General features: G+C 71.5%; 16 protein-coding genes. 1 reads left to right on the top strand and 15 read right to left on the bottom strand.

Features of this window, described 5'->3' with window-relative positions:
• Positions 1-632: 632 nt before the first annotated feature.
• Positions 633-1,574, bottom strand: coding sequence for a M23 family metallopeptidase (locus WQ53_RS11480; protein ID WP_052632519.1), 942 nt, complete (start codon positions 1,572-1,574; stop codon positions 633-635).
• A 9-nt stretch (positions 1,575-1,583) separates the two neighbouring features.
• Here WQ53_RS11480 and WQ53_RS16430 point away from each other — a divergent pair, with 9 nt between their 5' ends.
• Positions 1,584-2,066: a DUF721 domain-containing protein gene (locus WQ53_RS16430; protein WP_082113000.1), complete on the top strand. Its 483-nt coding sequence runs from the start codon at positions 1,584-1,586 to the stop codon at positions 2,064-2,066.
• 355 nt (positions 2,067-2,421) lie between these two features.
• On the opposite strand, the gene lpxC is transcribed toward WQ53_RS16430, so the two are convergent.
• From lpxC to rsmH, 14 genes are all read right to left on the bottom strand, one after another.
• Positions 2,422-3,333: a UDP-3-O-acyl-N-acetylglucosamine deacetylase gene (gene lpxC / locus WQ53_RS11475; protein ID WP_052632517.1), complete on the bottom strand. Its 912-nt coding sequence runs from the start codon at positions 3,331-3,333 to the stop codon at positions 2,422-2,424.
• A gap of 583 nt (positions 3,334-3,916) precedes the next feature.
• A complete protein-coding gene (gene ftsZ / locus WQ53_RS11470; protein WP_052632516.1) occupies positions 3,917-5,170 on the bottom strand; it encodes a cell division protein FtsZ in 1,254 nt (417 codons plus the stop codon).
• A gap of 225 nt (positions 5,171-5,395) precedes the next feature.
• Complete coding sequence (ftsA, locus tag WQ53_RS11465; RefSeq protein WP_052632514.1) at positions 5,396-6,631, bottom strand: cell division protein FtsA; 1,236 nt, start codon at positions 6,629-6,631, stop codon at positions 5,396-5,398.
• The gene (locus tag WQ53_RS11460; protein ID WP_052632512.1) at positions 6,628-7,410 is read right to left on the bottom strand and encodes a cell division protein FtsQ/DivIB; all 783 of its coding nucleotides are present in this window, start codon (positions 7,408-7,410) and stop codon (positions 6,628-6,630) included. The genes ftsA and WQ53_RS11460 overlap by 4 nt, the downstream gene beginning before the upstream one ends.
• Positions 7,407-8,411, bottom strand: a complete 1,005-nt coding sequence (locus WQ53_RS11455) for a D-alanine--D-alanine ligase (protein ID WP_052632510.1) — start codon at positions 8,409-8,411, stop codon at positions 7,407-7,409. The genes WQ53_RS11460 and WQ53_RS11455 overlap by 4 nt, the downstream gene beginning before the upstream one ends.
• Positions 8,408-9,844 (bottom strand): UDP-N-acetylmuramate--L-alanine ligase, encoded by a 1,437-nt coding sequence (murC, locus tag WQ53_RS11450; RefSeq protein WP_052632508.1) that lies wholly within the window; start codon positions 9,842-9,844, stop codon positions 8,408-8,410. Before murC ends, WQ53_RS11455 begins: the two co-directional genes overlap by 4 nt.
• Positions 9,841-10,953 (bottom strand): undecaprenyldiphospho-muramoylpentapeptide beta-N-acetylglucosaminyltransferase, encoded by a 1,113-nt coding sequence (gene murG, locus WQ53_RS11445; protein WP_052632506.1) that lies wholly within the window; start codon positions 10,951-10,953, stop codon positions 9,841-9,843. The genes murC and murG overlap by 4 nt, the downstream gene beginning before the upstream one ends.
• Complete coding sequence (ftsW, locus tag WQ53_RS11440; RefSeq protein WP_052632504.1) at positions 10,950-12,332, bottom strand: putative lipid II flippase FtsW; 1,383 nt, start codon at positions 12,330-12,332, stop codon at positions 10,950-10,952. Before ftsW ends, murG begins: the two co-directional genes overlap by 4 nt.
• Positions 12,332-13,417 (bottom strand): phospho-N-acetylmuramoyl-pentapeptide-transferase, encoded by a 1,086-nt coding sequence (gene mraY, locus WQ53_RS11435; RefSeq protein ID WP_052632503.1) that lies wholly within the window; start codon positions 13,415-13,417, stop codon positions 12,332-12,334. The genes ftsW and mraY overlap by 1 nt, the downstream gene beginning before the upstream one ends.
• On the bottom strand, positions 13,407-14,822 hold the full coding sequence (locus tag WQ53_RS11430) for a UDP-N-acetylmuramoyl-tripeptide--D-alanyl-D-alanine ligase (RefSeq protein WP_052632501.1): 1,416 nt from the start codon (positions 14,820-14,822) through the stop codon (positions 13,407-13,409). Before WQ53_RS11430 ends, mraY begins: the two co-directional genes overlap by 11 nt.
• Complete coding sequence (locus WQ53_RS11425) at positions 14,819-16,345, bottom strand: UDP-N-acetylmuramoyl-L-alanyl-D-glutamate--2,6-diaminopimelate ligase (protein WP_052632499.1); 1,527 nt, start codon at positions 16,343-16,345, stop codon at positions 14,819-14,821. The genes WQ53_RS11430 and WQ53_RS11425 overlap by 4 nt, the downstream gene beginning before the upstream one ends.
• Complete coding sequence (locus WQ53_RS11420; protein WP_052632497.1) at positions 16,342-18,159, bottom strand: peptidoglycan D,D-transpeptidase FtsI family protein; 1,818 nt, start codon at positions 18,157-18,159, stop codon at positions 16,342-16,344. Before WQ53_RS11420 ends, WQ53_RS11425 begins: the two co-directional genes overlap by 4 nt.
• Entirely contained in the window at positions 18,156-18,419 is a 264-nt protein-coding gene (gene ftsL / locus WQ53_RS11415) for a cell division protein FtsL (protein ID WP_052632495.1), read from the bottom strand. The genes WQ53_RS11420 and ftsL overlap by 4 nt, the downstream gene beginning before the upstream one ends.
• Positions 18,416-19,396: a 16S rRNA (cytosine(1402)-N(4))-methyltransferase RsmH gene (rsmH, locus tag WQ53_RS11410; protein ID WP_052632494.1), complete on the bottom strand. Its 981-nt coding sequence runs from the start codon at positions 19,394-19,396 to the stop codon at positions 18,416-18,418. The genes ftsL and rsmH overlap by 4 nt, the downstream gene beginning before the upstream one ends.

Here is a 19,396-nt window from a genome sequence, read left to right as displayed (position 1 = left end):
TCAAGGCACCGTGCCGACGGTCATGCACCCGGCAGGAGGCCCGCTCTCCTGTAGGAGCTGACTTCAGTCGGCGACACGGGCGTCGGGACCATGAGGGCGTCGCCTGGGCCGACGGCGTCGGGTCGCCGGCTGAACCCGGCTCCTACAACAGCGCCGGCGCGGCCGCTCTCCTGTAGGAGCTGACTTCAGTCGGCGACACGGGCGTCGGAACCACGGGGGCGTCGCCTGGGCCGACGGCGTCGGGTCGCCGGCTGAACCCGGCTCCTGCAACAGCCACGGCGCAGCCGCTCTCTGTAGGAGCTGACTTCAGTCGGCGACACGGGCGTCGCAACCACGAGGGCGTCGCCTGGGCCGACGGCGTCGGGTCGCCGGCTGAACCCGGCTCCTACAACAGCCACCGCGCGGCCGCTCTTCTGTAGGAGCTGACTTCAGTCGGCGACACGGGCGTCGGGATCATGGGGGCGTCGCCTGGGCCGATGGCGTCGCGTCGAGGGCAAACCCGGCCCGTACATCAACATCCAAAAGCCCCCCTCCCCGACCCTCCCCTTCGCCTGCGGCGAAAGGGAGGAAGCAGAAAGCGAAAGGCCCGCCCCCTCGCGGGGACGGGCCTTATATGCGGACGCGGTGCGGGCTCAGCCGCGGCCGCGCTTGGCCACCGGCGCGCGACCGTCGGTCAGGAACTTGCGCGGGTTGACCACCTTGCCGTTCTCCCACACCTCGAAGTGCACGTGGGCGCCGGTGGAGCGGCCGCTGGAACCGGCCTTGGCCACCTGCTGGCCGGCGCGGACCAGGTCGCCGGCCTTCACGGTCAGGCGCGAGTTGTGCGCGTAGCGGGTGACGTAGCCGTTGCCGTGGTCGACCTCGATGGTGTGGCCGTAGCCGCTGCGGGTGCCGGAGAAGCTGACCACGCCGTCGGCCACCGACATGACCGGGTCGCCGACGTTGGCATCGAAGTCGATGCCCTTGTGGAACTGGCGGCCGCGGCCGAACGGATCGGCGCGGTTGCCGAAGCTGGAGGTGATGTAGCTGCGGCGCACCGGCGAGCGCACCGGCAGTGCGTTGTTCTCGAGCTGGCGGTCGAACAGCAGCGACTCCATCACTCCCAGCTGGCGGCCGGAGTGTTCGAACTGCTGCTGGACCTCGTCCAGGCCGGAGACCAGGTCGTCCAGCGGCATGTCGCGGGCGACGCCGGCGCCACCCTGGCCGGGCGTGCCCTGGAAGTCGAATTCGCCGTCCTCAAGCTGGCCGGCTTCGGTCAGGCGCTCGCCAAGGGCGTTGAGGCGGTTGGCCTGGGCCTGCAGTTCGCCCAGGCGCGCGGCCAGCGCGTTGATTTCCTGCTGGGACTGGCGCTTGACCTGCTCCAGTTCCTCTTGCTGCTCGGCCAAGCGCGACTCGGTGTTCTGCGCGTTGGCCATCCCGATCGCGACGCCAGCGCCGGTCCCGACCAGGACACCGGTGGCAAGCACCGCCGCCAGTGCCAGCCCGGGACGCTGCGAGGCCAGCCCGTGGAGGCGGCCGGCCCATCCGTCTGCGCGGCTGTCACGCGGGTTTCTTACGATGAATTTATAGCTCATGCTTTGGGTATGCCTGATATGAAGCCCAACGCCCGCAAGGCGGCCGTCCCACGTCCCGCAGCCGAAGCCGCGATGGCGGATGAAACTGGCACCACCTTGCGCCGAGCCCTCTGGCTCGATGCGCTGGACCAGCAGTTGCGTCCCCTGCTGCCGCCGGGGCTGGCACCCCATTGCAGGTTGGCCAACGTTTCCGGCGGACAGCTCGTTTTTGTGACCGATTCGCCGGTCTGGCGGGCGCGGCTGCGCCTGGCAGAAGCCGAACTCCTCGATGCGGCCCGCTCCGTCGGGCTGAACCCCACTGCAGTCATCGTCAAAACGACTACCGTCCCGTTTCAACCGCCGGTACCGGCCAGTGCCACGGTCCCCCTGGTTTCAGCGACCGCCCGGCAAGCCGTGAGCGACGCATTGGCATCCCTGCGGGAATCCGATCCGTCGGACTCCCCGGATTCCGGGGCTCCTGCCCCGGGGTCTGGAACCGGTCCTGCAACGTAGAGTTTCGCTGCCACCGGCCAACCTGCGGGGCATCCTATCGTCACATCCCTCTCACGTCGTTAGCGATTGGTTAAAAAGTCGTTACGAAGGCAACGGATCGCTGATGAGGTTCACGGTTCGTGAAAGTCCCTGAAGGCATGAGTCAGGGACCAGACTGAATAGCCTGTTCAGGTTTGGAGACGGGTGGGAAGCGAAAAGCAAGAAGTCACGGGGTTCCCGCCTTCGCGGGAATGACGGAGTGCGGGTAGAGCCCACGGCCCCACCACCCGTCATTCCCGCGAAGGCGGGAACCCAGTGACTTTGCTTGGATGACCGGCTCAGCCGGCCCAGACCTGGCCCGACAAAAGCCGCCCGATCAGGCCAGCGCGGGCGTGCCGTAGGCCAAGGGCGCGGGAGCGCCGACTTCCTCGAAGCTGACCTTTTCCCAGGCGCCGGCATCGGCCAGCAGGGCGCGGGCGAGCTTGTTGTTGAGCGCATGGCCGGACTTGTAGCCCTCGTAGGCGCCCAGGATCGGGCCGCCGACCAGGTACAGGTCGCCGATCGCGTCGAGGATCTTGTGGCGCACGAACTCGTCGGCGTAGCGCAGGCCGTCCTCGTTGAGCACGCGGAACTCGTCGAGCACGATGGCGTTGTCCATCGAGCCGCCCAGGCCCAGGTTGAGCTCGCGCATGTATTCCAGGTCGCGCATGAAGCCGAAGGTGCGGGCGCGGGAGATTTCCTGGATGTACGACGCGGTGGAGAACTCCAGCCGGTGCTGCGACTGCTTGGCCGGGATCATCGGGTGGTCGAACTGGATGGTGAAGTCCAGCCGGTAGCCATCGTACGGAGTGAAGCGGGCGACCTTGTCGCCGTCGCGCACCTCGACCTCGCGCAGGATGCGGATGAAGCGCTTGGGCGCGTCCTGCTCGGCGATGCCGGCCGACTGCAGCAGGAACACGAACGGACCGGAAGAGCCGTCCATGATCGGCAGCTCGGCCGAGGACAGCTCGACGATCATGTTGTCGACGCCCAGGCCGGCGGCGGCCGACATCAGGTGCTCGACGGTCTGGATCTTGGCCTCGCCGCAGGTCAGGCCGGTGCACAGGGTGGTCTCGGTGACCAGGCCGGCGGACGCGGGCACTTCCACCACCGGCTCCAGGTCGGTGCGGCGGAACACGATGCCGTGGTCGGCCGGCGCCGGGCGCAGGGTCATGTAGACCTTGTTGCCGCTGTGCAGGCCCACGCCGGTGGCGCGGATCGTGTTCTTGAGGGTGCGCTGCCGGGTCATGGGGTCACCGATGCGACGAGGACTTCCGTGAGGATGTCGCGTGAAGGCGCTGAGAATATCACGCGTTTAGCTGAATCTTAACGGACTGCCGGGCGGTTTCCGGCCGGTCGGTGCGGCACTTTCCCGCGGGTGGGGCCGGTTGCCAAGGGCCCGCGACGCGCGACGGTTGTAGGAGCCGGGTTCAGCCGGCGACCCGACAACCTCGGCACAGGTGACGCCCTCGTGATCCCGACTCCCGTGTCGCCGACTGAAGTCAGCTCCTACAGGAGAGCGCCGAGCCGTGGCTGGTGTAGGAGCCGGGTTTAGCCGGCGACCCGACGCCGCCGGCACAGGCGACGTCCTCATGGTTCCGACGCCCGTGTCGCCCACTGAAGTGGGCTCCTACAGAAAGCGGCGGCGGGAAGGAAAACCTGCCGGGCCTGTTCGGCCCGGCAGCAAGGGACCACGGACACCGGGGCTGCAGCGCGCCTGGCGGGCGCGCTCCCGGGGTGTTGCCTCCGTCGCGGGCGATGGCGCACCCGCGGCGGTATTTCCACTTCCATCGCTGGCCGCGGCGGCCGGCCCTGGGGCCGGCCGGCGTGGCTCAGTCCGCCTGGCGGCGCAGGAACGCCGGGATGTCCAGGTAGTCGCTGGGCAGGTCGGCGGCGGCCGGTGCCGAGGGCACGGCCGGAGCCGTCGCGCCGGTGGTGCCGCCGCGGCGCAGGCCGAGGCCGCCGGTGGCCGCGGCGACCGGGTCGGCGGCGAAGCCGTCGTCGATCGGCAGGCCGGTGGTGGCGTCGCGGACCAGGCGCACCGGCGCGCGCATCGGCTCGCGCGCGGTGAACTCGGCGCGATTGCCGCCGAACTCGCGGTCGCGCACCGGCTGCCGCGCCACGGCGCGGTTCAGGCCGGTGGCCACCACGGTCACCCGCACCTCGTCCTGCATGTCCGGATCGAGCACGGTGCCGACCACCACGGTCGCGTCCTCCGAGGCGAAGCCCTCGACGGTGCGGCCGATCTCGTCGAACTCGGCCATGGTGAAGTCCGGGCCGGCGGTGATGTTGACCAGGATGCCGTTGGCGCCGTTGAGGTTGACGTCGTCCAGCAGCGGGTTCTGGATCGCCGCCTCGGCCGCGGCCTGGGCGCGGTCGTCGCCGCGCGCGGTGCCGGTGCCCATCATCGCCAGGCCCATCTCGCTCATCACCGTACGCACGTCGGCGAAGTCGACGTTGATCAGGCCGGGGCGCACGATCAGGTCGGCGATGCCCTGCACCGCACCCTGCAGCACGTCGTTGGCGGCGCGGAACGCCTGCACCATGGTCGCGTTGCGGCCGAGCACGGTGATCAGCTTCTCGTTGGGGATGGTGATCAGCGAGTCGCAATGCGCCGACAGTTCCTCGATGCCCTTCAGCGCGACCTGCATGCGCCGGCGGCCTTCGAACGGGAACGGCTTGGTGACCACGGCCACGGTCAGCACGCCCATCTCCTTGGCCAGCTGCGCCACCACCGGCGCCGCGCCGGTGCCGGTGCCGCCGCCCATGCCGGCGGTGATGAACACCATGTCGGCGCCGTCCAGCGCGGCGATGATCTGCTCGCGGTCCTCCAGCGCGGCCTGGCGGCCGACCTCCGGGTTGGCGCCGGCGCCCAGGCCCTTGGTGACGTTGCCGCCGAGCTGCAGCTGCAGCTTGGCGCCGCAGTTCTTGATCGCCTGCGAATCGGTGTTGGCGGTGATGAATTCCACGCCGTCGACGCTGCTGTTGACCATGTGCGCCACGGCATTACCGCCGCCGCCGCCCACGCCGATGACCTTGATCACCGCGTTCGGAGCCATCTTCTCGATCAGTTCGAAATGTGCCATGTCCGTTGTCCTCGTTTATAAGTGCCGGCTTTCTGTGCTCCGGCGTTTGTCGGGTACTGCGTTGTCGCCTTTCGTTCCTCGGGTGTTGCCTGTTTGCCGCAATCGGTTGCGCCTTCCCTTTCGCCTGTCGCGGTCATGCCCGCTCCTACAACAGCCGCGGCGTTCCATGTGCCGCGGGGTAGATCGAACAAAGCCGCGGCGTTGCATGCGCCGCGGGGTGCATCGTCAGAACTCGCCGCGGTACCAGTTGCGCAGCTTCTTGAAGAAATTCCCGGCGCGGCCGCTGGGCAGCGACGGCCGGCGCGGGTGCTCGATCTGGCTGCCCATCAGCAGCAGGCCCACGCCGCTGGCATGGACCGGGTTGCCGACCACTTCGCCCAGGCCGCTGACGTGCTGCGGGATGCCGATGCGCACCGGCATCTGCAGCATTTCCTCGGCCAGTTCGATCACCCCTTCCATCTTCGAGGCGCCGCCGGTCAGGACCATGCCCGCGCGCACCAGCTCCTCGAAGCCGGAACGGCGCAGTTCGGCCTGGACCATCTCGAAGATCTCCTCGTAGCGGCCCTGCACCGCCTGCGCCAGCGAGGCGCGCGGCATCCGCCGCGGCGGCCGGTCGCCGACGCTGGGCACCTGGATGCTTTCCTCGGCGGTGGCCAGCTGCGCCAGCGCGCAGGCGTAGCGGACCTTGATCTGCTCGGCCTCGGGCGTGGGCGTGCGCAGCATGTGCGCGATGTCGTTGGTGACGTGGTCGCCGGCGATCGGCAGCGAGGCGGTGTGGCAGATCGCGCCCTGGATGAACACCGCGATGTCGGTGGTGCCGGCACCCATGTCGACCAGGACCACGCCCAGTTCGCGCTCGTCGGCGGTCAGCACCGCCACCGAGGAGGCCAGCGAGGACAGGATCAGGTCGTCGACCTGCAGGCCGCAGCGCTGCACGCACTTGGTGATGTTCTGCGCCGCCGACTGCGCGCAGGTGACCAGGTGCGCGTGCACCTCCAGGCGCACGCCGGTCATGCCGACCGGGTTGCGGATGCCTTCCTGCGAATCGTCGAGCACGTACTCGCGCGGGATCGCGTGCAGGATGCGCTGGTCGGCGGGGATCGCCACTGCCTTGGCCGCGTCCAGCACCCGGTCCAGGTCGGCCCAGGTCACCTCGCCGTCGCGGATCGGGACGATGCCCGGCGAGTTCTTGCACTGCACGTGGTTGCCGGAGATCGAGGCGTAGACCGAGCGGATCTCGCAGCCGGCCATCAGCTCGGCCTCCTCGACCGCGCGCTGGATCGACTGCACGGTCGACTCGATGTCCACCACCACGCCGCGCTTGAGCCCGCGCGACTCGTGCGAGCCGATGCCGATCACCTCGATCGGGTTGCCCGGCGAATACTCGCCGACCAGCGCCACCACCTTGGAGGTGCCGATGTCGAGTCCGACGATGAGGGACTTGTCGCCTTTGCGGTTCATGTACTGCTCGCCTGCTGGGGTTGCGTCCGCGCGGCGCCGGCCGGCGCCTGCGGTGGGGGGGAAGAAGTGGCGGCCTTGGCCTCGGGCGTGCCCCAGGCCAGGGTGAATCCGTTGGTGTAGCGCAGGTCGGCGCGCGCGATCGGGCGCGCCTGGCGGACCAGCAGCTGCGGCAGCACGCGGGCGAAGCGCTGCATGCGTGCGCGCGCGTCGTCGCGGCCGACCACCACCTCCAGGCCGTTGTCCAGGGTCATCGACCAGCTGCCGCGCGCGTCCATGCCCAACTGCGCCACGCCGTAGCCCAGCGGCGCGAACATCGCGCGCGCCTCGTTGTACAGGCCGACCACCTCGGCGGTGCGCGCCTCGGGGCCGTCCAGCCGCGGCAGCCGCTCGTCGGCCAGGTCCTTCGGCAGCGGGAACAGCTGGCCGCGCTCGGACAGCAGCCGGTCCTGGCCCCAGAACGCGAACGGCCGGTGCTCGACCACGTGGATCTCCAGCACGTCGGGCCATTGCTTGCGCACCCGCGCGTGCTCGACCCAGGGCAGCCCTTCCACCGCCTGCTGCGCCGCGTCCAGGTCGACCGCGAAGAACCCGCGCGCAGCATATGGCGCCACCGCCGCGCGCAGCTGCTCGGCCTGGACCCGCTCGAACTCGCCGGTCGCGCGCAGGCGCGACAGCGGCCAGCGCTCGGCGCCGACCCAGCCGTTGAGCACGGCCACCACCGGCAGCGCGACCAGCGCCACCGCGAGCAGCCAGGCCAGGATGCGCAGCAGTGCGTTCACGCGGCGGCACCTCCGTCATCGTCCTGCGGCAGGGAGTGTTCGCCGACCGTGCCTTCCAGGATCCGCCAGCACAGTTCTTCGAACCCGATGCCGAGCTGGGCGGCGGCCTTGGGCACCAGCGAGTGGCTGGTCATGCCCGGCGCGGTGTTCACCTCGAGCAGGTAGGGCGCGCCGGTGACGCGCGAGCGCATCACGTCCACCCGGCCCCAGCCGCTGCAGCCGGCGGCGCGGAACGCGGCCAGCGCCAGCTCGCCGAGCCGGGCTTCGTCCTCGCCCTCCATGCCGGGGCACAGGTACTGGGTGTCCTCGGCGATGTACTTGGCGTCGTAGTCGTACCACTCGCCCTTGGGCACGATCCGGATCGACGGCAGCGCCACGTCGCCGAGGATGCCGACGGTCAGTTCGTCGCCGACCACCATCTGCTCCATCAGCAGTTCGCCGGGATAGCGCGCGGCCAGTTCCACCGCGCCTTCGAGGTCGGCCTCGGCCAGCACCCGCGATACGCCGACGCTGGAACCTTCCGAGGCCGGCTTGACGATCACCGGCAGGCCCAGGCCGCGCGCGGCCGCGCGCAGCGCCGCCGCGTCCGCGCCGCGCTCCAGGCGCGCGTAGCGCGGCGTCGGCAGGCTCAGCGACAGCCACACCTGCTTGGTCCGGATCTTGTCCATCGCCAGCGCCGAGCCGAGCACGCCCGAACCGGTGTACGGCACGCCCAGCGCCTCCATCAGGCCCTGGACCACGCCGTCCTCGCCGCCGCCGCGCTGGCCGTGGAGGATGTTGAACACGCGGTCGTACTTGTTCTCGAGCAGCGCGGCGGCCAGCGCCGGGATCCCGTCGACCGGATGCGCGTCCACGCCATGCGCGCGCAGCGCCTCGAGCACGTTGCGGCCCGAGTCCAGCGAGACCTCGCGCTCGGAACTGGTGCCGCCGAGCAGCACCGCGACCCGGCCGAACACGGTCGGGTCGGTGAAGCGCGGCGGCGGCAGCGCGGCCAGGCTCATGCCTGCGCCCCGCTGGCGAAACCGTCGGTGGCGATCTGGTGGGCGACGTAGCCGATGTCGCCGGCGCCCATCATCAGCAGCAGGTCGCCGTCGTGCAGCACGTCGGGCAGCACGTGGACCAGGTCGGCGACCTGTCCCACCACCACCGGCTCGCTGCGGCCGCGGGCGCGGATCGCGCGGGCCAGCGCGCGCGCGTCGGCACCGGGGATTGGCGCCTCGCCGGCCGGGTAGACCTCGCTGAGCACCAGCGCGTCGGCCTCCGACAGCACCGCGGCGAAGGCGTCGAACTGGTCGCGGGTGCGGCTGTAGCGGTGCGGCTGGAACGCCACCACCAGGCGCCGGTCGGGCCAGCCGCCGCGCGCGGCGGCGAACACTGCCGCCAGTTCCTTCGGGTGGTGGCCGTAGTCGTCGACCACCCGCACCTTCGCGCCGGCGGCGGTGGCGACCTCGCCCAGGTCGTTGAAGCGGCGGCCGATGCCGGCGAACTTCTCCAGCGCCGCGGCGATGTTCTGCGGCGATACGCCCAATTGCCAGGCCACCGCGGCGGCGGCCAGCGCGTTGAGCACGTTGTGCCGGCCCGGCAGGGCCAGGGTCACCGGCACGGTCGCGCCCTCGGGCAGGCGCAGGGTGAAGCGCATGCGCGGGCCGTCCTGGACGACGTCGTCGGCGCGCACGTCGGCGTTCTCGGCGGTGCCGTAGGTCATCACGTGGCGCGGGGTGTGCGCGGCCAGCGCGGCGACTTCCGGGTCGTCGATGCACAGCACCGCCAGGCCGTAGAACGGCAGGCGCTGCAGGAACTCGGCGAAGGCCGACTGCAGGCGGGCGAAATCGTTGCCGTAGTTCTCCAGGTGGTCGGAGTCGATATTGGTGATGACCGCGATCAGCGGGCTCAGGCGCAGGAAGCTGCCGTCGCTCTCGTCGGCCTCGGCCACCAGCCACTGGCCGCCGCCGAGCTTGGCGTTGGCGCCGGCAGCCAGCAGCTGGCCGCCGATGACGAAGGTCGGATCCAGCCCACCCTCGCTGAGCACCGCCGCGGCCAGGCTGGTGGTGGTGGTCTTGCCGTGGGTGCCGGCCACCGCTATCCCGCGGCGGAAGCGCATCAGCTCGGCCAGCATCGCCGCGCGCGGCACGATCGGGATGCGCTGGCTGCGCGCCTCCATCAGCTCGGGGTTGTCCTCGCGGATCGCGCTGGACACCACCACGCAGTCGGTGCCGAGCACGTTGGCCGCCGAGTGGCCGCGGACGATGCGCGCGCCCAGCCGCGCCAGGCGGCGGGTGGCAGCATTGTCGGCGGTATCCGAGCCGGACACTTCATAGCCGAGGGTGAGCATCACCTCGGCGATGCCGCTCATGCCGGTGCCGCCAATGCCGACGAAGTGCACGCGGGGGAAGGCGCGTACCAGGTCGTCGGTGTCGTGCAGGCGGCGGATCATGCGGAAACTCCAGGAGATTGAATGGATTCTTCGAGGACGATCGCGGCGATGCGCTCGGCCGCGTCGGGCCGGGCCAGCGCGCGCGCGGCGCGGGCCATCGCCAGCCGGCGCGCCGGGTCGGCGGCCAGCGCGAGCAGCAGCGGCTGCAGGCGCGCGGCCAGCTGCGGGTCCTGCTTGAGCAGCACGGCCGCGCCGTGCTCGACCAGGTAGTCGGCGTTGCGGGTCTGGTGGTCGTCGACCGCGGCGGCGAACGGCACCAGCACGCTGCCGACGCCGGCCGCGCACAGTTCGGCCAGGGTCGAGGCGCCGGCGCGGCATACCACCAGGTCCGCCCAGGCGTAGGCGGCGGCCATGTCGTCGATGAAAGCCTCCACCCGCGCCGGCACGCCGGCTTCGGCGTAGGCGCGCTCGGCCTCGGCGCGCAGCTTCTCGCCGCACTGGTGGAGCACCTCGACCGCCACTGAGCCGAGCGCGGCCAGCGCCACGGGCAGCGCATCGTTGAGCACGCGCGCGCCCTGGCTGCCGCCCAGCACCAGCAGGCGCAGCGGCCCTTCGCGGCCGGCCAGGCGCTGCTCCGGCGGCGGCAGCGCGGCGATCGCCTCGCGCACCGGATTGCCGGCCACTTCCTCGCGGGCGAAGCTGCCCGGGAATCCGCTGAGCGTGCGCCGCGCGATCTTCGCCAGCACCCGGTTGGTCATGCCGGGCTCGCGGTTCTGCTCGTGCACCAGCAGCGGCAGGCCGGACAGCCACGCGGCCAGGCCACCGGGACCGGAGGCGAAGCCGCCGAAGCCGACCACCGCGCGCGGCCGCCGCCGGCGCAGCACCGCGCGCGCGGCGTTGACCGCCTTGAGCAGCTTGAACGGCGCGCCCAGCAGGGTCAGCTTGCCCTTGCCGCGCACCCCGGCCACCGGCAGGGTGTCAATCTCGATGCCGTGCTGCGGCACCAGCCGCGTTTCCATCGCCCCGGCCGCACCCAGCCACACCACCGGCACGCCGCGGCCGCGCAATACCTGCGCCACCGCCAGCGCCGGGAAGATGTGGCCGCCCGTGCCGCCGGCCATCACCATCACCGGCCGGTCGGTTTCGCGTGAATGCGTGGACGCATTCATGCGAAACCTCCGAACGTGGGCTCGATCCGCGAGGTGCCGCGGCCGCGCAGGCCGATCGCTGCGCCATGCACGTTCGCGGCCGCGCTCACCGGATTGCCCGCCGGAGCGCTTGCCTGGGCACTCACGGGCGCCTTGGCCGGACGCGGCGCGTTGCGCGCCGGCGGTGCGCTGGTGGCCCCGGCATCGGCGGCCGGCGCGGCTGCCGGTGCCGCTTCCTGGCGAACCGCGCGCTGGCGCTCGGCGCGCTCCAGCTCGTAGGACACGCGCAGCAGCAGGCCGATCGCCACGCAGGTCATCATCACGCTGGAACCGCCGGAGGACACCAGCGGCAGGGTCAGGCCCTTGGTCGGCAGCATGCCCAGGTTCACGCCGATCGAGACGAAGCTCTGCATGCCGATCCACAGCGCCACGCCGAAGGCGATGTAGCCGGGGAAGTGGCGGCGCATCTCCACGCACTTCAGGCCCAGGTACAGCGCGCGGCCGACCAGGAGCGCGTACAGGCCGATCACCATGCATACGCCGACGAAACCCAGCTCTTCGGCGATCACCGAGAAGATGAAGTCGGTGTGCGCCTCGGGCAGGTAGTTGAGCTTCTGCACCGACGCGCCCAGGCCCACCCCGAACCATTCGCCGCGGCCGACCGCCATCAGCGCGTTGCTGAGCTGGTAGCCGGAGCCGAGCTGGTCGGCCCACGGGTCCAGGAACGAGGTGATGCGGCGCATCCGGTACGGCTCGAAGATCGCCAGCGCCGCCAGCGCCGGCAGGCCGACCACGATCGGCAGCGACATCCGCGGCAGGTTGACCCCGCCCAGCACCAGCATGCCGGCGGTGATCGCCAGCAGCAGCGTGGCCGAGCCGAAGTCGGGCTGCGCCAGCAGCATGCCCACCAGCAGCACCGCCACGCCCAGCGGCTTGAGCATCGCCACCCAGGTGGCGGTGACGTCGTCGCGGAAGCGGACCAGGTAGCTGGCCAGCCACACGATGTAGATCACCTTCACCGCCTCCACCACCTGGAAGCGCGACAGGCCCAGGTTGATCCAGCGGCGTGCGCCATTGACGCTCACGCCCAGGCCCGGCAGCCACGGCAGCAGCAGCAGGACGAAGCAGCCCAGCAGCAGCAGCTGGTTGTACTTCTCCACCGTCTTGAGCTCGGTGCGCATCACCACCACGGCCAGGACGATGCCCACGCCGAGGAACAGCACGTGCCGCACCAGGTAGTGGAACGGGCCCACGCCCAGGTTCTCGCCGATCGCCACCGAGGCCGAGCCGACCATGACCACGCCCAGGCAGGCCAGCGCCAGCGCGGCGCCGGTCAGCCACGGGTCGTAGCGGCCGCCGATGGCCTCCAGCCGGGTCGCCTGGCGCGAGAGGTCGTTCATCAGCGCACCTTCAACGTGGCCAGGCCGACCAGCACCAGGATCACCGAGATGATCCAGAAGCGGACGATCACCCGCGGCTCCGGCCAGCCCTTCAGCTCGAAGTGGTGGTGGATCGGCGCCATCCGGAACACGCGCTTGCCGGTGAGCTTGAACGAGGCTACCTGGATCATCACCGACAGGGTCTCGATCACGAAGATGCCGCCCATGACCACCAGCACCAGTTCCTGGCGCACGATCACCGCGATCGTGCCCAGCACCGCGCCCAGCGCCAGCGCGCCGATGTCGCCCATGAACACCATCGCCGGGTAGGTGTTGAACCACAGGAAGCCCAGGCCGGCGCCGGCGATCGCCGCGCAGATGATGATCAGCTCGCCGGCGCCGGGCACCGGCGGGATCTGCAGGTAGTTGGAGAACACCGCGTTGCCCGAGGCGTAGGCGAACACGCCCAGCGCGCAGGCCACCAGCACGGTCGGCATGATCGCCAGGCCGTCCAGGCCGTCGGTCAGGTTGACCGCGTTGGAGAAGCCGACGATCCAGAAGTAGGCGATGGCCACGAAACCGATCCCGGCCAGCGGCAGGGCGACCGACTTGAAGAACGGCACGTAGAAAGTCGTGGCCGCCGGCACGTCGGCGTACAGGTACAGGTACAGGCCGGCGGCCAGGCCGAAGATCGACTGCAGCAGGTACTTCCAGCGCGACTTCAGGCCGTTGGGGTCGCGCTTGACGATCTTGATCCAGTCGTCGTACCAGCCGATCGCGCCGAACGCCACCATCACCAGCAGCACCGTCCACACGTACTTGTTACGCAGGTCGCCCCACAGCAGCACCGAGGCCAGCACCGTGATCAGGATCAACGCCCCGCCCATGGTCGGGGTGCCGGCCTTGGAGAAGTGCGACTGCGGGCCGTCCTTGCGGATCGGCTGGCCGCCCTTGAGCTGGCCGAGGCGGCGGATCACCGCCGGGCCCCACCACAGCGACAGGAACAGCGCCGTCAGCGCGGCGAGGATGCCGCGGAAGGTCAGGTAGCCGAACAGGCCGAAGAAGTTCTCCAGCCCCTGCAGCCAGCGCGCCAGTTCAAGCAACATCGGTGGCATCCCCCTGCGCCAGCAGCGCGGTCACGATCCGGTCCATCGCGCTGCCGCGCGATCCTTTCACCAGCACCCGCAGTGCGTGCCCCGCCGTCCCGGCCACCGACACCGGCGCACGCGCGCGCAGGTCGGCGCGCAGCGCGGTGGCCAGCGCTTCGTGGCTGTCGAAGTGGCGGCCGCCGTCGCCGAAGGTGCGCGCGGCCGCGGCACTGAGCGGGCCCAGCGCATACAGGCGGGCGATGCGCGCCTCGCGCGCCCGCACGCCGGCGTCGGCGTGCAGCGTCTCGGCCTCCGGGCCCAGCTCGCGCATGTCGCCCAGCACCAGCCAGGCCTCGTCGCCGGAGGCGGCCAGCGCGTCGATCGCCACGGCCAGCGAACCGGGATTGGCGTTGTAGCTGTCGTCGATGAGAAGCGCGCCGCTCGGCAGCGCATGCGCCACCTGCCGCCCCGGCACCGGCCGCGCCTCGGCCAGGCCAGCGGCGATGTCCGCCAGCGGCACCTCGCAGGCCAGTGCGATCGCGGCGGCGGCCAGCGCGTTGCGCACGTTGTGCAGGCCCGGCAGCGGCAGCGACACCTCGGCCTCGCCGGCAGGAGTGACCAGCACGAAGCGGCTGCCCTCGCCGCCGGCACGGATGTCGCGCGCGGTGACCTCGGCGCTGGCCTCCAGGCCGAAGCGCAGCACGCGCCGGCCACTGTCGGCGGCGCGGATCACCTGCTGCTCGAACCAGGTGCCGAAGGCGTCATCGGCGTTGACCACCGCCACCCCGCCGTCGCCCAGCGCAGCGTAGATAGCGCCCTTGGTCTGGGCCACGCCCAGCAGGCTGCCCATGCGCTCCAGGTGCGCGGCGGCGATGTTGTTGACCAGGGCCACGTCCGGCACCGCGATCGCGGTCAGGTAGGCGATGTCGCCGGGCTTGCCGGCGCCCATCTCGTAGATGGCGAAGTCGGCATCTTCGGGCGCGTCGATCACCGCCAGCGGCAGGCCGATCTCGTTGTTGCGGTTGCCCGGGTTGGCGTAGGCCTGGCCGGCGCGCTGCAGGATCGCCAGCGCCAGCGTCTTCACGCTGGTCTTGCCGTTGCTGCCGGTGATCGCCACCACCTTCGCCCGGCGGTCGCGCTGGATGCCGGACGCGATCCGCGCCAGCGCACGCTCGCCATCCTCGACCACGACCTGCGGCAGGGCCACGTCCAGCAGGTGCTCGACCAGCAGCGCGGCCGCACCGCGCATGGCCGCGTCGGTGGCGAAGTCGTGGCCGTCGTAGCGCTCGCCGCGCAGGGCCACGTACAGGCTGCCCGGGCCGAGCTGGCGGGTGTCGTGGCTCACCGCCTCGATCACGGTGTCGTCGCCGTGCAGTTCGCCGCCGGCCCAGTGCGCGATCAGCGACAGCGGAAGCCGGTTCATGGTTGCTCCTCCGCATCCTGCGGCCGCACCACTTGTGCATCCGTGCACGGCGTGCCGCGGGCCTCCAGTGCGCGACGCGCGACCTCGGTGTCGTCGAACGGGTGGCGCACGCCGGCCACCTCCTGGTAGGGCTCGTGGCCCTTGCCGGCGACCAGCACGATGTCGTCCGCGCCGGCCTGGCCGATGGCGCGGGCGATGGCCGCGGCGCGGTCGCGCTCGACGGTGATCGCCTGCGGCGCGGCGAAGCCGGCGACGATGTCGGCGACGATGGCGTCGCCGTCCTCGCCGCGCGGGTTGTCGTCGGTGACGATCACCAGGTCGGCCTCGGCCTCGGCGATCTGCGCCATCTGCGGGCGCTTGCCGCGGTCGCGCTCGCCGCCGCAGCCGAACACGCAGACCAGCCTGGCCGCCGCGTGCGCGCGCAGGCTGGTCAGGGCCTGGGCCAGGGCGTCGGGGGTATGCGCGTAGTCGACCACCACCAGCGGCTGCGCGCCGTCGCCGCCGAGCCGGTTCATGCGCCCGGCCACCGGCTGCAGCCGCGACAGGATCGCGGCGATCGCCGAGGGCGCCTCGCCCAGGGCGTACAGCACGCCTGCCACCGCCATCAGGTTGTCGACGTTGAAGCGGCCCAGCAGCGGCGAGCGCACCGGATAGGCGGCGTCTCCCGCGACCAGGTCGAACGCCAGCCCGCGGTTGTCGAACTGCAGCGACTCGGCGCGCAGCGCCGCGTCGGCCTGGCCGCGCGAGCTGACCCCGAACGCGCGCACGTCCCCGGGCAGGCTGTGGCTCAGCGTGCGGCCAAAGGCGTCGTCCAGGTTGAGCACCGCCGCCTTCAGCCCGGCGCGGCCGAACAGGCGCGCTTTGGCCGCGCCGTAGCTAGCCATGTCGCCGTGGTAGTCGAGGTGGTCGCGGGTGAGGTTGGTGAACACGGCCACGTCGTAGTGCACGCCGTCGACGCGGCCCTGGTCCAGCGCGTGCGAACTCACCTCCATCGCCACCGCCTGCACGCCGTCGTCGCGCAGCTCGCCCAGCAGTGCATGCATGCGCAGCACCAGCGGCGTGGTGAAGCCGGTCGGCTGGACCTGGCCGTAGGCGCCGGCGCCGAGCGTGCCGACGCTGCCGCTGCGCAGGCCCTGCAGGTGCCAGGCCTGGGCCAGCAGCTGCACGGTGGAGGTCTTGCCGTTGGTGCCGGTGACCCCGACCATCGTCATCGCGTGCGACGGGTGGCGGTGGAACAGGTCGCCCATCGCGCCCAGCCGCGAGCGCAGGCCGGGCACGGCGATGGCGCCGTCCGGCGCGGGGTACTCGTCCGGCGCCGGCGGTTCGAACAGGATCGCCGAGGCGCCGGCCGCTTCGGCCTGGCGGGCGAAGGCCAGGCCGTGGGTGCCGAAGCCGGCGATGGCGACGAAGGCGTCGCCGCGCTGGAGTTCGCGGCTGTCCATCACCAGCCCGGAAACGTCGATGTCGCGCGGTAGCGCGACGTCGGGGAGCAGGCGCGAGAGCGGCATCGTGCGGCCCGTCATCGGTCGCCTCCGCCCTCGGCCATGGCCGGCGGGATGGTCAGGTCGTCGTAGGTCTCGTCGAGCGCGACCGGCAACTTCGGCAGCGCCGCCTGGCGCCGGGCCTCGCCCCTGGCCTGCGCCGCCAGCCAGGTCTCGATGTCATCCGGCGGCACGTCCATCAGCCGCAGCGCGTCCTCCATCACGCTACGGAACACCGGCGCCGACACCAGGCCGGCGAAGTAGGAGCCGGCCTGCGGGTCGTTGATCACCACCACGGTGGCGAAACGCGGATGGGTCGACGGCACCAGCCCGGCGAAGGTGGTGGTGTAGCGGCGCGCGTAGCCGCCGCCCGACGCCTGGCGCGCGGTGCCGGTCTTGCCGGCCACGTGGTAGCCGAGGATCGCGGCCTGTTTCGCGGTGCCGCCGGGTTCGGTCACGGTCTGCATCATCGCCAGCACCTGGTCGGCGATCTCCGGGGCCACCGCCTGGCGCGGTTCGTTGATCTGGCCCTTGACGAAGGTCGGGGCGATGACCCGGCCGTGGTTGCCCAGCGCCGCGTAGGCCTGCGCGATCTGCAGCGGCGTGGCCGACAGGCCATAGCCGTAGGCCATGGTCGACTTGGTCAGGCCGTTCCAGCGCGCCGGCGGCATCAGCACGCCGGCGGCCTCGCCGGGGAAGCCGCTCTGCGGCGCGCTGCCGTAGCCGAAGCCACGGATGAAGTCGTAGAAGTACTGGTTCGGCAGCGGCTCGGCCAGCTTCACCGCGCCCAGGTTCGAGCTCTTGGTGACGATGCCGGTGACGTCCAGCACGCCGTAGTTGTGGTGGTCGCGGATCGTATAGCGGCCCAGCGCCATGGTGCCGGGATTGGTGTCGAAGCGCGTGGCCGCGGTGATCTTGCCGGCGTTGAGCGCGGCGGCCACGGTGATCGGCTTCATCGTCGAGCCCGGCTCGACTAGGTCGGTCACCGCGCGGTTGCGCTGGGTGTCCTGGGCCGTGCCGGTGACCGCGTTGGGGTTGTAGCTGGGCAGGTTGACCATGGCCAGCACTTCGCCGGTGGCCACGTCCAGCACCACCACCGAACCGCTGCTGGCCTTGTGCGCGGTCAGCGCGTTGCGCAGTTCGCGGTAGGCCAGGAACTGGATCCGGCGGTCGATGCTCAGGGTCAGGTCCTTGCCCGGCTCGGCGGCGCGGACCAGGTCGATGTTCTCGACGATGCGGCCGTGGCGGTCGCGGATCACCCGCTTGCTGCCGGGCTTGCCGCGCAGCCACTCGTCGAACGCCAGCTCCAGGCCCTCCTGGCCGCGGTCGTCGATGTTGGTGAAGCCCAGCACGTGTGCCATCGCCTCGCCCTGCGGGTAGAAGCGGCGGAACTCGCGCTGCGAGAACACGCCCGGCACGTTGTGGGCGAGGATCGCCTTGGCCTGGTCGGGGTTGATCCGGCGCTTGAGGTAGACGAACTCCTTGTCGGCGCGCTGCGACAGGCGCGTGGTCAGCTGGTCCAGCGGCACGCCCAGCGCGCGCGCCAGTTCCGGCAGGCGGTCGGGATGGCGCAGCAGTTCCTGCGGGTTGCCCCACACCGATTCCACCGGGGTGGACACCGCCACCGGCTCGCCGTTGCGGTCGGTGATCATGCCGCGCGAGGTCGGGATCGGGATCTCGCGCACGAACCGCGCCTCGCCCTGGCGCTGGTAGAAGTCGGCGTTGACCAGCTGCACGTAGGCCGCGCGCCCGACCAGCGCCACCGAGCACAGGCCCAGGGCCACGCCGACCAGCAGCATGCGGCCGCGCAGGTTGAACGCGCTGCGGTTGCGGTTGGGGCGCGCCGGGCCGGTCATGGCCGCACCACCACGATGTCCTCGGCCTCGGGGAACTTCATCCCCAGGCGCTGGCGCGCGACCTGGTCGATGCGGTTGGCCTGCGCCCAGGTGGCCTGCTCCAGCTGCAGGCGGCCGAACTCGATGTTGAGCTCGTCGCGCTCGCGCTCCAGGCGGGTCAGCTCGACGAACAGCTGGCGATGGCGGTAGCGCTCGTAGACCACGGCGATGGCGGTGCCGACGTTGGCCAGCAGCAGTACGGCGAGCAGGAAGCGGCTCATGCGGCGAGCCTCCCGTCAGCGTCCAGCTTCTCGGCCACCCTCAGCACCGCGCTGCGCGCGCGCGGGTTGGCGGCCAGCTCGTCCGCTTCGGCGCGGATCGCGCCGCCGCCCACGTCGGCCAGCACCGGCACGAACGCCTGCGCCTGCGGCAGCCGGCGGTTGGCCGGCGGCGCCTTGGCGTGGCGGGCGATGAACTGCTTGACCATGCGGTCTTCCAGCGAGTGGAAGCTGATCACCGCCAGCCGCCCGCCGGGCTTGAGCGCGGCCAGGGCCGCATCGAGCCCGGCCTCCAGGTCGGCCAGCTCGCGGTTGATGTGGATGCGGATGGCCTGGAAGCTGCGCGTGGCCGGATGGCTCTTGTCCTTGCCGCGCGGGACGACCGAGCCGATCAGGTCGGCCAGTTCGGCGGTGCGGGCCAGCGGCTGCTGCGCGCGGCGGGCGACGATCGCTCGGGCGATGCGCCGGCTCTGCCGTTCCTCGCCATAGCGCCAGAGCACGTCGGCGATCTCCGCATCATCGGCGCGCGCCAGCCACTGCGCCGCGCTCTCGCCGGACTCCGGATCCATGCGCATGTCCAGCGGGCCGTCCTTGCCGAACGAGAAGCCGCGCGCGGCCACGTCCAGCTGCGGCGAGGACACGCCCAGGTCGAACAGGATCCCGTCGAGGCCGCGGGCCTGTTCCCAGTCGCCGAGCGAGGCGAAGCTGTCGCGACGGATCGACACGCGCGCATCGCCGCCGAAACTCCGTTCGGCTTCCGCGATCGCTTCCGGGTCCTTGTCCATCAGCAGCAGCCGGCCTCCCGGGCCGAGTTTTTCCAGCACTCCGCGCGCATGCCCGCCGCGCCCGAAGGTGCCGTCCAGGTAGCGTCCGTCCTCGACCACACGCAGCCCGTCCATGACCTGCGCGTACAGCACCGGCAGGTGCGCCGCCGGCGCCGACGGGTCCGCGGGGTGGCCGGGCTGCGCGGTGGGGCGCAT

The organism is Pseudoxanthomonas suwonensis (assembly GCF_000972865.1).
GTDB classification, from domain to species: domain Bacteria; phylum Pseudomonadota; class Gammaproteobacteria; order Xanthomonadales; family Xanthomonadaceae; genus Pseudoxanthomonas; species Pseudoxanthomonas suwonensis_B.
The sequence above is the reverse complement of the archived record's forward strand: the minus strand, read 5'-3'. Positions and strand labels throughout refer to the sequence as shown.